Source organism: Pusillimonas sp., from assembly GCF_035515275.1.
Taxonomy (GTDB): domain Bacteria; phylum Pseudomonadota; class Gammaproteobacteria; order Burkholderiales; family Burkholderiaceae_B; genus Pusillimonas.
The window spans coordinates 1-11,996 of record NZ_DATJBQ010000044.1; the positions used below are offsets into that span (position 1 = coordinate 1).

An 11,996-nucleotide genomic window follows, 5' to 3' on the forward strand; every position below is an offset into this window, starting at 1 on the left:
TTGAAGGCCGCTACCCCGAGGCCGAGCAGCGTCTTTCCAAACTGATGGGGCGCACCAAATCGCCCAACACCCGGGTGTTGGCCGGCCTTGCCCTGGCCAGAGCTTCGCATCACTTGGGCGAATACGCCCGTCGCGACGACGCCTTGCGTCTGGCCCGCGAAGCCGCGGGCAATACGGCCCGTTTAAAAGAAGCGCATGCGGCGGCCTCGGCCGAAATGCTGCTTGACCAGAACCGGCCGAATGAGGCGCTGGCCTTGCTGCAGCCCTTGCACGACAGCAACCCGCGCCATTCGCACGCTGCGCGCTTGCTTTTGCAGGCCTACCGCCAGTTGGGCAACTACGACCGTGTATTTGACCTTGCCCGTGCGTTGTCGCGCAAAGGGGTCATAGACAAGGCCGAGGCGCTTGGCCTGATCGAAACCGCTGCTTCGGTGCGCTTGTCGCAAGCCGATGCCGCGACTTTCAAAAGCCTGTGGGGTGAGCTCAAGTCAGACGAACGAACCCTGCCCGAAGTGGCGTTGGCGGCAGCGGCCTTTCACGAGCGTGAAGACAATTTCGAGGCTGCCGGCAAGGTACTTGAAACCGCGCTTAACGTGCAGCTTGATAGCCGCCTGCTGAATGCCTATTCACAGTGCCCGCCCGAGTACGTGGCGCGTCGCTTGGCCAAGGGCGAGGTCTGGCTTAAGGCCCACCCGCAAAACTCCGACCTATTGGCGGCGCTGGGCAACTTGTGCCTGACCGGCCAGCTTTGGGGCCCCGGCGAGCGCTACTTGTTGCGCAGCATGAAGATACGCAGCGACGTGCGTATTCATGCGCTGCTGGGCAATTTGTACGACCGTCTGGGCCGCGAGGCCGACGCCATGAAACACTGGCGATTGGCTTCCGGCGTGGCCGGCGTGTTGCCCGTGCTTAAAATGAACAAGTTGCTGCCCGCAGCCGATACCCGTGGCGACCCCACGCTTATCGACGTTGAAAGCATGCCCATGGCCACGCCCATAGAAACCGAACCGTTTTCGCCCTTGGCAGCAAGCGCGGCCGATTACTTCGACGACGGCCAGCCGCTTGAACCCACCCAGGCCGAGCGCGGGGCACCCCGTGCATCAACCGCAGGGTCGAGCACTGAAGCCGACATCAACGACTATTTCGACAGCGCCCCGATTCCGGGGGTAGACCTTACACAAACGTCTGACCGCAGCCACGGCCACGCGCAAGAGTCGTCTGTTGCCGATACGCCCAAACATCGTGACTAGTTTTTTGATTTAATTTTTACCAAGGTAGAGAAAGCATGAGCTTAGACCGTGTGCCGGCCGGCACCAAGTTGCCCGAAGAATTCAACGTTGTGATTGAAATTCCCATGAACTCCGACCCCGTCAAGTACGAGGTTGATAAAGACACGGGCGCCGTGTTTGTAGACCGCTTCATGCTGGCGGCCATGCATTACCCCGCCAACTACGGCTACATTCCTCAAACCATTTCCGACGACGGCGACCCGGTCGACGTGCTGGTCATTACGCCATTCCCCATTCAGGTGGGCGCCGTGGTTCGCTGCCGCACCATTGGCGTGTTGCAGATGGAAGACGAAGCCGGCGGCGACGCCAAGTTGCTGGCCCTGCCGGTAGACAAGCTTTACCCCCCGTACCGCAACATTAAATCGCCACAAGACCTGCCCGCCGAAGACCTTGAGCGCATCAAGCATTTCTTCGAGCACTACAAAGACCTTGAGAAAGGCAAGTGGGTGAAGGTTAAAGGCTGGGAAGGCGTAGAAGCCGCCCACAAGGAAATTGTGGACAGCGCCAAGCGTTACGCTGATTCGAACAAGTAAAGACGTAAGGTCTTTATTCAACAAAACACCCCGGGGCCTGCGGCCTCGGGGTGTTTTGTTTCAGGGTAGGCGCTGCTTGAAAGCGTAGGCACGGTTTGCAGCGATTTGATCCGTGTCGGCATTTGCCAATTGTGGCTTGGCGGGCCAGCGGCCAAACTTTGTTCAATACTGGACAAAGGAGGCGAGCATGCAGCAAGCCCTTGCTAGGCAGCGCGGACAAGGCATGACCGAATACATTATTATCGTGGCCCTGGTCGCCGTGGCCGCCATTGCTGTGTACCAATTGTTCGGCCAAGTCGTGCGGTCTCAAACGGCCGCCATGGCGCGTGAACTGGCCGGCGAAGACGGCAGCGCGCAAAGCCAGGCCGCCCAGGCCGCCTCCGAAGCGGCGGCCGCGCAAACCGCAGCCAAAAGCCTAAAGTCGTTCACAGGCAATGCCGGAGCCGGCCAATGAACGCGCGAACTCAAAGCGGTCAGGCATTGGTGTGGGGCATGCTGCTGGCGGCAGTGGCTTCGTTGGTGTTGCTGCGCTATTTTGCCACCGGTCAGATGGTGGCGGCCAAGGCACGCCAGCTGCACGGTGTCGACGCAGCAGCCTATAGCGGGGCTTTGGTTCAGGCTCGTGCCCTGAATATGTTGGCCTTGCTTAATCGCACCCAGGTGGCGCATCAGGTGGCCATGGCGCATCTGGTCACCTTGGGCACCTGGGCGTTTCTGGGCGGAACCGAATCCAGGCAAGCCGCCATTGGCAACCCGCCCGCGTATCTTATTGGCATGTTTTTTGGGCCAGCTCACGGTGCGGCATATGCGGCGGCACTGCGCGCCGGCGGTCTTGATTCCATGGCGCAAACCCCCGGCCAGCTTGCATCGGCACATGCCGCGCACGATCAGCTTGTTCACGACGTACTGGCGTCGGTTCAGCACCGCATTGTTGAAACCTTGCCGCAGGCCCGTCATGCCGCAATGGTGCAGGTACTGAAGCAGCACTATCAGGGCGAGCCTTCAACATTGCAGCTTGAGCATGACGACTGGCCTGGGGGCATCCGGCTCCATGCCGGGCGCCGGCATCTGGCGCAGTTTGTTCGCGAAGCCGCCGGCCATTACGCGTTTCTGGCGCCGCGCAACCACACTGCTCGCAATCCTTGGCCGGTGCAGGCGCGATGTCCCACGCGCAGGCACGAGTTACGTCGCCGTGGCCAGACCCAGCTCGATGCTTCGGGCGTCTGGCAGTCCATCGACACGCAGTCTTTTCATGCGCTCAGGTCCAACAAGTGGATAGGCTGTTATTTTCGCGAGTACGCAATGGGCTGGGGGTGGATACCCACTGCGACCGAGCAGCGTGCCGACATGCCTCATGTCGAAACGCCGCCCGACGATTTTTCCGCCCAGGATTTTTGGCGCTGGGTGCGCGAGGCCACCGATTGGGATATTTTCTCGGGCGATGCAAACCCGTTGGCCAACTCACGGGCTGTAGCAGCGCGTTCCAGATGGCGTTCTGCAGGCTTGCCCAATTTTTACGACATGGCCGAAGGCGCCGGGGCTCAACCCTTGCGGTTCAGCGTTCTGCTGCAACGGCCCGGGCCCGAAGGCATTACCGTTACCACACGCAGCGCCGCCGAGACCTACTTCGCCCGGCCTCAGCCACGGCCCGACGGCCGGCGCGAACTGGCCAATCTGTTTCATCCGTACTGGCAGGCAAGGCTGGCGTCTGAACCCCTGAATCGTGCAAAGGTGCCAGTGCCATGAACATAGACCTCATCGAGTATCAGGGCGGGTGTGCCATGGCTCTTTATTCCCGTGTAAGCCCGGGCTCGAACACCCGCAGACGAAGTGCACGGGGGCATCAAACCGGCCAACGACAAGCCGGGCAGGCCTTGGTCGAAGCACTGGTTGCATTCACCGTCTTGCTGACAGTATGGGTTGCCATTGCGTGGCTGGGGCGGTATCAGGACATTGCGCTGCAAGCCTCGCACGCCAGCCGGCACGCCGCCTTTGTGCACGCGCGAGGCGAGCCGTTTCAACCTGAGGCGGTTCAAAAAAATTTCTTTACCGGATCCAGCCATCGGTGGACCGATCGTCGCGGCCACTCGCTGTTCAGCAGCAACGGAAACGAAGCAACGTTGAGTATTTCACGCGGCCCCAGCCTGGTGGCAAAGGCGCAGGCGGGGCTTGACACTGCGCATGCGTCCACCCTGCGCGAGCAATGGCAGGTGGCCGACGCTGGTATTGTCGATGCGCGTGTGCGGGTTCAGCTTCCCGCTCGGCCAGGCGCCGGCCGGGCGAAACCCTCAAGCTTCATGGCCGAACTGCGCGAGTTCGATCAAGCCTATCCGCTGCTGACACGTCATACCGCCATATTGGCTCATGCCGGCCATGCTTCGAGCGATCAAGCCGTTCAGCAACGACTGGCCGGCTCACACCTGGCCTGGTCTGGTACCGCCCAGCGCTCGTACAGTCTTGGTGGGCAAGTAGGTTCAGTCATGAAACTCGTGGATGCGGGCTGGCGCAGGCCTGACCCCACCACCGACTGGCTCGGTGCATGGGCCGGCAAGGTTCCACAACGTCATTGGCTTTCTTCCGGAGAACAACCATGAATCATCGCGAGCCAAAGTCCGGTTTCGTTCCGAACCGGTCGTCCAAGCGGCGTTGTATCGTCGGCAGCCGGGCGATGGCATCGGCAGTCATTGCAGGGGCGCTGCTCGGCGCGCCCCTGCTCGGCGAGCCCTTGCGGGCTGCTGCTTTCGTACAGACGGAAATGCGTTTTCCCCATGCCCTGAGCCCGGCGTTCCGCTGGTCTGAACCGATCGAGATGCATCTTTCCGGCGTGGCGGTTGTGGTGCGAAGCTTCGTTGCCGCTGTGACGCTCGAGCAAGCCGCCCGGTCGTTGGCACAGCACAGAAACCGCTTTCAGCGTGTCACCACCTTGCCAGGATCCATATTGTTGTCGGGCGTGCATCAAGGCCGTCATTGGGTGGCGCAGATCGAAACGGCAAACGGCCAGGTCAAAGGCATGGTTTCGGCCTTGCCTCTTGAGCCGGCTCGGCTAGCAAACGGGGCCGAGCTTACAGGCTCGCTCACACCGTGGCTGACCCAGAATGCCCGTTTTGTGTTCGGCCAGTCTACAGGCCGGAGCGGCAGTCGCACTGCGCAGACGGTTCACGTACTCAATCGTCCCACGATTGAATTCATGAAAGCGTTACATGGCCGCTTGCTGCAAGAAGGGTGGTGGCAAAGCAGCCCACACTCATGGGAGCGCGGTTCGAGCTTAAGCAAGGTGGGGCAAGGCCGCATCGACGTCATGCCGGTGCATCATCCAGCGGTCGGAGCTGCGGTGCTCATTCAACAAACCGACTAATCCGGGGGTCCTGCCATGCGCCTGCCATTTGATCGGCGTTCGGGTTTGATGTTGGCCATTGCCTTTGCGGCAGGCTTGTTGGCTGTCTGGGCGGCACGCCAGCATATTCAAGGCCGTATCCTGCAGATCGAAGCGCAAGCACGTGTTCCCACCGTGCAACGTATCGTCGCCGCCTACGATCTTCCGGCGGGGCTACGCTTAACCAGCGACCATCTGGCCGTGCGCAGCTTTCCAGCAGGGCTTGCCGCCAGCGACAGCATTGGGCCCGAAGGTCATGCGGGCCTCGAAGGGCGTCTACTTAAAATGCCGCTTCGCGCCGGCGATGCGATTCTTCCGGCGCATGCAGCCTTCGATAAAAGCTTGCCGTTCTCGGCCAAGCTTGGTGAAGGCAGGCGCGCCATTACCATGCCCATCGATGCCATTAACTCGGCCTCGGGCCTGCTTGAGCCGGGCGACCTGATCGATCTTTACGTATCGTTCGATCATCAGCGCAAGCGCATCACCGCACCGCTGCTGCAGGGGGTGCTCGTGCTGGCCACAGGCAGCGATACCGACGGCGCGCCCGGCCCTGAGGGCAGCTATGGCTACACCACTGTCACTTTGGATACTTCGCCCGAAGATGCCATTAAGCTGGTGGCGGCAAGGCAGGGGGGCACGATTACGGCCCTGATGCGAAGGCCCGACGATGCACAACCCACTCAGCGCGCATCGCGGGGTGATCTGGCTAGTCTGTTGGGTGTGGCCCCAGCAAACCCGGCGCCGGGCAAACCCAGAAGGGCACCGGTCATCTATGGCGACAAGCCGGTGCGAAACCTGGCGAGCTTGCGCCCTTCGACCGAAACTGCAGTGCCGTCGGCGATGTTCGACCTGCCCTACATGCCCGAGCTGGTCAGTGCATGGCTAACGGCCAAGACGCGGGCGCAAGCCGCTGAAGGGCTCGAGGGGGCTGACGCCGACGCACCGCTTCCGCTTGCGGACATTGACATCACTGCTGCGGCTCTTGCCGACCAGCATTAGGTCGTGCCATGCCTGGACTAGCCTGCCTTGCCCGAACCTTTAACGCGGTGTTGCGGCGATTGCAACAGCCCATCAGGCTTTGCCTGCTATTGGGCGCGGCGTTTGGCCAATTGTCAGTGGCCGCCCCAGACCAAATATTAAGCTTGCAGGTTGGCGAGCTACGTGTTCTGGCAGTGCCCGATGTCGCGCGAGTGGCTGTCGGAGACGGCAAGGTGGTCAACGCCATTACCACCGAAGAAAAAGAAGTGATTGTCTTTGCGCGGCACGAGGGTTCCACGGTGCTGCAGGTATGGTCCGAGGACGGTGTGCGTCGCCGCTACGAGGTCGAGGTTGCACCCGAAGGCTCGCGTCGCGTTCAACAAGAGCTGCGTGCGGTGCTTGAGCGCATTCCCCACGCGCATATTTCCAGCGTGGGCGACAAGCTCATCGTCGAGGGCGACGACCTTTCCGACGCCGACCGCGATCGGCTCGCTCAGCTTAGCCAGCGTTATCCGCAATTGCTCGATTTTACCGGTCAGATTGGTTGGGACAGCATGGTGCTGCTCGACGTGCAGGTGGTGGAAGTACCTCGGACACAGTTGCATGAACTGGGCGTGCGCTGGAACACCGAAAGCGAGGGAGGCATGGTGGCCGGCCTGGCCTGGGACGCCGGCACTCGACGCTGGGAACACCGCCCGGGCTCTGCCGGCGAGCCTTCGCCCCTATCCATAGCCGGCCCGGCAGCATCGGTTGCGGGTTATTTTGGTGTCAACGCCTTGCTGTCCGCGCGCATCAACGCCATGGCGCAAACCGGCACCGCCGTGGTGCTGGCCCAGCCGCAACTGCTTGCACGCAGCGGCGCCACGGCAGAGTTTCTGGCCGGCGGCGAGGTGCCATATTCTGCGGTCGACGCCAATGGCAACACCAATACCGCATTCAAACCGTACGGGGTGTCGCTGCGTATTACGCCACAAATCGAACGCAATGGGGCGGTGCGTTCACACATCGAGGTCGAGGTCAGTTCCATCGACACCGCCTTGTCGGTACCCAACGGCCCGTCGCTGAAAACGCGGCGCGCCTCTACCGAGTTCAACGTACGTTCGGGTCAGACACTGGTGTTGGCCGGATTCTTGTCGCGCGAAGAGTCGCGCAACATCAACAAGCTGCCGGGTCTCGGCGACATGCCCATACTGGGTCGCCTGTTCAGTTCGACGCGATTTCAACACAACGAAACCGAGCTGGCCATATTTGTGACCCCTGTGGTGGTGGCGGCCGATCATCCCGACCTTCAGGCCCGGGTCGGAAAAGGGCGTGAAATCCTGCACTCTACGTTCAAGGCCCCTGAGGTTTTGAATGTACCGGTGCGCTCCGCCATCAATTTGCCCGCGCCAGTGTCCGGTGAAAGCCCGGTCTGGAACCCATACTACGGGCCGGGGTCGCAGTGGGTAGATGAGCTGCCCGAGCATTCGGCCCAACTTTTCAATGCACTGCCCAACTCAGCAAGTACAGGGGCTTCATCGGTGTTGCATTCCGGTGCCAACGAACGTGCGTATCAGGAGTAAGCAGATGCTTGAGCTTGAACTCAAATTCGAAGACGGCAGGGTGGAGCAGCGCAAGGCAAGTCTGCCGCTTGATATCGGACGCTCTCCGCACTGCGGTCTGCATATTGCCGCCTGGAGAGTGGGCAAGCAGCATGCGCGCATCGAGCGAGGTTCTGATGGGCCGTTCGTCGACGACCTGGGCACCCTGGGCGGAACCCTGGTAAATGGCCGGCGCATCACGCATTACGGTCCATTGCTGCCAGGCGACGAGATTCTGATCGGCCCATGTGTCATACGTGTGCGTCGCTTTGAGCCCGCCTCGCCGGCTATGCTCGATGCTACCGACGGCAGCGCTGACACCGCAGGCAACGCACATGCCATGGCGCAGGTTTCTTCGGACACGCGTGATGAAGCGCAGTCTGCACAGATGCCCTGCGCGTCCGACGCATCGAACGCTCCGCATCGCCTGAGCGAGCGATTGCATCACCGTCGTCGCCTGCACCGCGCCTTGGTCAAGGCGCTCGATTTGCGTCGTCGCGACGTCGTTACGCTAAGCGACGCTGCCCTGCGTGACGAAGCGCTGCACGTGCTAAGCGGTCTCGTCCAGGACGACGCTGAGCTGCCCATTGATATTGACCGGCCAAGCCTGCTTGCCGAGGTGGTGGATGAAGCCGTGGGCCTGGGGCCGCTTGAGCCGCTGCTGGCCGATGCCGCCGTGACCGAAATCATGGTCAACCGCCACGACGAAGTGTTTGTGGAAATCGACGGGCGCCTGCAGCGCCACCCCTCGGGGTTCAGCAGCGAGCAGGCGGTGCTGGGTGTTATCGAGCGTATTGTTTCGCCGCTGGGGCGGCGTATTGACGAAAGCTCGCCCATGGTCGATGCCCGGCTTGCCGATGGCTCGCGCGTCAACGCCGTGATTCCGCCCATAGCCTTGCGCGGCGCCAGCCTGACCATACGCAAGTTTCCAACCCGCAGGCCGGGCATGGACGACCTGGTCCGGGTGGGTGCGCTGGATACCGCCATGCGCGATTTCCTTACGGCTTGCGTACGGCACAAGAAAAACATTGTGGTCTCGGGCGGAACCGGTTCGGGCAAAACGACCTTACTGAATGTGCTTTCAAATTGCATACCCGAGGCAGAGCGCATCGTAACCATCGAGGACGCCGCCGAGCTTAAGCTGGGCCATGCTCACCTGGTCACGCTCGAGGCGCGTCCGCCCAACCTCGAAGGACGCGGTGCGGTTGAAATTCGTGATCTGGTGCGCAATGCGTTGCGCATGCGGCCGGATCGAATCGTGGTCGGAGAATGCCGTGGCGGCGAGGCCTTCGACATGCTGGCCGCCATGAACACCGGCCACGAAGGCTCATTGACCACCTTGCACGCCAACAGTCCGCGCGACGCACTGGCGCGGCTTGAAACCATGATACTGATGGCCGGCATGGATCTTCCGCTGGCCGCCGTGCGCGAGCACATAGGCTCTAGCATCGACCTGATCGTGCAGCAGGTGCGCGCCAGCGATGGGCGTCGCTACATCGACGCGATTGTCGAGGTTACCGGCATCGAAAGCGGCCGCATCCAGCTGCAACCCTTGTTCTCCTACCAGCCCGGCCCCCCGGCGGCCTTTGTTGGTTGCGGCGTCATGCCCGATTTCCTTGCGCGCGCCCATCAACACGCGGGTGTCATCGATGCCTCGCTGTTCAATCAACGCAACCTGCTTCCGTCAGTACAGGTGGGGCTGGCGCAGGTTGCGTCGGGCTCGCCAGGTGCCGGGCCGGGCCCCGAAAGTACGGGTGGCGGGGCACGATGATTATTCTATTTCTTGCCTGCGTGTTGGCGGTTGTCGTCATAGTCGCCTGGCTGGCGCAGCGGTGGGTGCCCCAGGGTGTTGCTCATTATCGAAGTGTCTTTACACGCACGGCTGAATCGCGCTTAAGCGAGTTCTTCCTGTTTCTGGATCCGGTGCAGCTATGGCAGGCAAATCTCCTTGCGTGTGCCGCCGCATTTTTGTTGGTGCTGGTTTTTAGCACTTCGCCGGCACTTGCTTTGGCGGCTGCCGGGTTGGTGCTGGCCGTGCCTCGTTGGGCGCTAGGCTTGCTGCGCCGGCGCCGCCAGAAGCGTTTTGATATGCAGTTGCCCGATCTGCTCCTTTCCTTGGCGGGTGCGCTGCGGGCAGGCTCGGGTGTGCATGTGGCGCTGCGGCATATTGTGCCGCAGTCACCCGCCCCGCTGTCGCAAGAGTTTGGCCTGATGCTGCGCGAGCAGCGCATGGGCGTGCCGTTTGATCAGGCGCTGAACAACTTGTACGCGAGGCTGCCCGGCGAGGGTACGGGCCTGGTCGTGTCCTCGCTGAATATCGCCATGCGTAATGGCGGCAATCTGGCAGAAACCCTGGAGCGTATTGCCGTAACGCTACGGGCCCGCATTCAGTTGCGGTCGCGAGTCGATGCGCTTACTTCACAGGGGCGGTTGCAAGCCTGGATTATGGCGTGCCTGCCGGTGGCTCTTGCCTTGGTGCTCAGTCATCTTGATCCGCAGTCCATGGCTTTGCTCTGGCACACGCCCGCAGGTTGGGCGGTGCTGGCGGTGGTTGCAGCGCTTGAGTTTGCCGGCATATTGCTCATCCGCCGCATTGTCGACATACAGGTCTAAAAGGTAAGCCCATGCTGTTCTGGTTCAGTTGCCTGCTCGCGGGGCTTTCACTGCATTGTCTGGTCTGGGTGGCGGTTCGGCCCGCGCGGCATGGGCGGCCCCCGCCCCCTCACGTTCGACACCCACTTATAAGGCTGGCATGGCCCTGGCTGCAAGTGTTTTCCGTCGTTGCCGCGCCGTGGCTTTCATGGCGGTTAAGGGCCTCATTGCAGCGTTTGGTCGAGCAGGCGGGCCTGGACCCGGCATGGAAGCCTGAACATGTCGCCGCCGCCCAGCTGCTGCTGGCGTTGCTCGGGGCGGCAGTGGGCACCGGGGCTGCGGCTCTGCTTGCAAGTAACTGGGCGGCAGCCCTTGGTCTGGCGGCAGTGGGCGCAGCAATGGCGGCTGGGTGGCCTTGGCATCTGCTGACCAGCATGAGCGTCAAGCGTCGCTTGCAAATGCAACGTGAGTTTCCTTTTTTGCTGGACATGGCCACTTTGTGCGTCGAGGCCGGGCTCAGCTTGCAAGGGGCGTTGCAAGAGGCCGCCGGCCATGGGCCTGCAGGTCCGTTGCGCGACGAGCTGCGTCGGGCGTTGTCCGATATGCGCGGGGGTATGGTCCGTTCCGAAGCATTGCAGAAATGGGCCCAACGCAGCGGCCTGCCGGCGGTTCAACAACTGGTCACCGCTTTGGGGCAGGCCGACCAACTGGGCATGAGCCTGGGACCCTTGCTGCGTGCCCAGTCTGAGCAACGACGCAACGAGCGTTTTCTGCGTGCTGAAAAACTGGCGCTTCAGGCGCCGGTCAAAATGCTGTTCCCGCTGGTGTGCTGCATTTTTCCCTGCACGTTCTTGATCATCGGGTTTCCAATCGGCGTAAAGCTGCTCGAGGCGATGCAATGACGCCTTGCATGCGTCGCGGCGCAAGAAGCGCTTTTTGTCATGCGGGCAGCAGGCACAGCCCATCGTCGCCTTTGCGGCTGTTTCTGGCACGTTCATTTTGGCAACGCGCGGCAGGTTTGTTCGGGCACGGCCGCCTTGGCCCGCAAGAGGGATTGTGGATAAAACCGTGCAAGGCGGTGCACACAGTAGGCCTGGGCTACGCCATTGACATCGTGTTTATCGGTCCGCAAGGCAAGGTGCTGAAAACAGTGCACGCATTAAAGCCCAACAGGGTGGCGTGGTGTCTGGCCGCGCATTCGGTGGTCGAGCTGCCGGCTTTTTATTGCAGGAGCCGGCCGCATTATCAGGCAAGCCTGCGTCAGGCAATGCATGCCGCGCTTTGCCGAACCGCCCATACCCCCTGGCGCCCGGTTCGCCCCCGCCGCAGCCGTTGCCCCCCGGCCCGCAACCCGATGGGTAGAACGTAGGTTGTCACGGCGGCCCCCACCATTGCTAGAATAGAACAATGCGGCCGGTGAATGCCGGTGGCCCCTTACTTACATGGCAGCCATGAACAAAGCCTTTGTCAAAGAGTCAGACGGCGACGACGATGACGACGACCTGGGCCCCGAGGCAATTCCCTTGCCGGCGGGCACCAAGAACTACATCACCACCCAGGGTTATGCGCGCCTGCGCGCCGAGCTTGAACAGTTAATGAATGAAGAGCGTCCAGCTGTCGTTCAGGTGGTGTCGTGGGCGGCTTCCAATGG

12 protein-coding genes and 1 pseudogene are annotated in these 11,996 nt (G+C 61.8%); all 13 read left to right on the forward strand.

What is annotated here, in order from left to right; translation table 11 throughout:
* Nucleotides 1–1,250 (forward strand): heme biosynthesis protein HemY (locus VL003_RS02905; protein ID WP_325439398.1); only part of this gene is annotated, 1,250 nt, incomplete at its 5' end.
* Nucleotides 1,251–1,285: 35 nt separating this feature from the next.
* Nucleotides 1,286–1,822 carry an inorganic diphosphatase gene (ppa, locus tag VL003_RS02910; RefSeq protein ID WP_325439400.1) on the forward strand — a complete coding sequence of 179 codons (537 nt, stop codon included), beginning with the start codon at nucleotides 1,286–1,288 and terminating at the stop codon, nucleotides 1,820–1,822.
* Between the two features lie 187 nt (nucleotides 1,823–2,009).
* A complete protein-coding gene (locus VL003_RS02915) occupies nucleotides 2,010–2,276 on the forward strand; it encodes a hypothetical protein (protein ID WP_325439402.1) in 267 nt (88 codons plus the stop codon).
* Nucleotides 2,273–3,568 (forward strand): hypothetical protein, encoded by a 1,296-nt coding sequence (locus VL003_RS02920; RefSeq protein WP_325439404.1) that lies wholly within the window; start codon nucleotides 2,273–2,275, stop codon nucleotides 3,566–3,568. The genes VL003_RS02915 and VL003_RS02920 overlap by 4 nt, the downstream gene beginning before the upstream one ends.
* Entirely contained in the window at nucleotides 3,565–4,416 is an 852-nt protein-coding gene (locus VL003_RS02925; protein WP_325439406.1) for a TadE family protein, read from the forward strand. The genes VL003_RS02920 and VL003_RS02925 overlap by 4 nt, the downstream gene beginning before the upstream one ends.
* Nucleotides 4,413–5,177: a hypothetical protein gene (locus VL003_RS02930; protein WP_325439408.1), complete on the forward strand. Its 765-nt coding sequence runs from the start codon at nucleotides 4,413–4,415 to the stop codon at nucleotides 5,175–5,177. Before VL003_RS02925 ends, VL003_RS02930 begins: the two co-directional genes overlap by 4 nt.
* 15 nt (nucleotides 5,178–5,192) lie before the next feature.
* Nucleotides 5,193–6,194, forward strand: a complete 1,002-nt coding sequence (cpaB, locus tag VL003_RS02935) for a Flp pilus assembly protein CpaB (protein WP_325439410.1) — start codon at nucleotides 5,193–5,195, stop codon at nucleotides 6,192–6,194.
* A gap of 8 nt (nucleotides 6,195–6,202) precedes the next feature.
* Nucleotides 6,203–7,735, forward strand: coding sequence for a type II and III secretion system protein family protein (locus tag VL003_RS02940; protein ID WP_325439412.1), 1,533 nt, complete (start codon nucleotides 6,203–6,205; stop codon nucleotides 7,733–7,735).
* A 4-nt stretch (nucleotides 7,736–7,739) separates the two neighbouring features.
* Complete coding sequence (locus VL003_RS02945; protein ID WP_325439414.1) at nucleotides 7,740–9,524, forward strand: TadA family conjugal transfer-associated ATPase; 1,785 nt, start codon at nucleotides 7,740–7,742, stop codon at nucleotides 9,522–9,524.
* On the forward strand, nucleotides 9,521–10,366 hold the full coding sequence (locus VL003_RS02950; protein WP_325439416.1) for a type II secretion system F family protein: 846 nt from the start codon (nucleotides 9,521–9,523) through the stop codon (nucleotides 10,364–10,366). The genes VL003_RS02945 and VL003_RS02950 overlap by 4 nt, the downstream gene beginning before the upstream one ends.
* Nucleotides 10,367–10,377: 11 nt before the next feature.
* The gene (locus VL003_RS02955; protein WP_325439418.1) at nucleotides 10,378–11,247 is read left to right on the forward strand and encodes a type II secretion system F family protein; all 870 of its coding nucleotides are present in this window, start codon (nucleotides 10,378–10,380) and stop codon (nucleotides 11,245–11,247) included.
* Between the two features lie 8 nt (nucleotides 11,248–11,255).
* On the forward strand, nucleotides 11,256–11,714 hold the full coding sequence (locus tag VL003_RS02960) for a DUF192 domain-containing protein (protein WP_325439419.1): 459 nt from the start codon (nucleotides 11,256–11,258) through the stop codon (nucleotides 11,712–11,714).
* Nucleotides 11,715–11,796: 82 nt separating this feature from the next.
* Nucleotides 11,797–11,996: pseudogene (locus VL003_RS02965) on the forward strand (transcription elongation factor GreB); the annotation flags it as partial.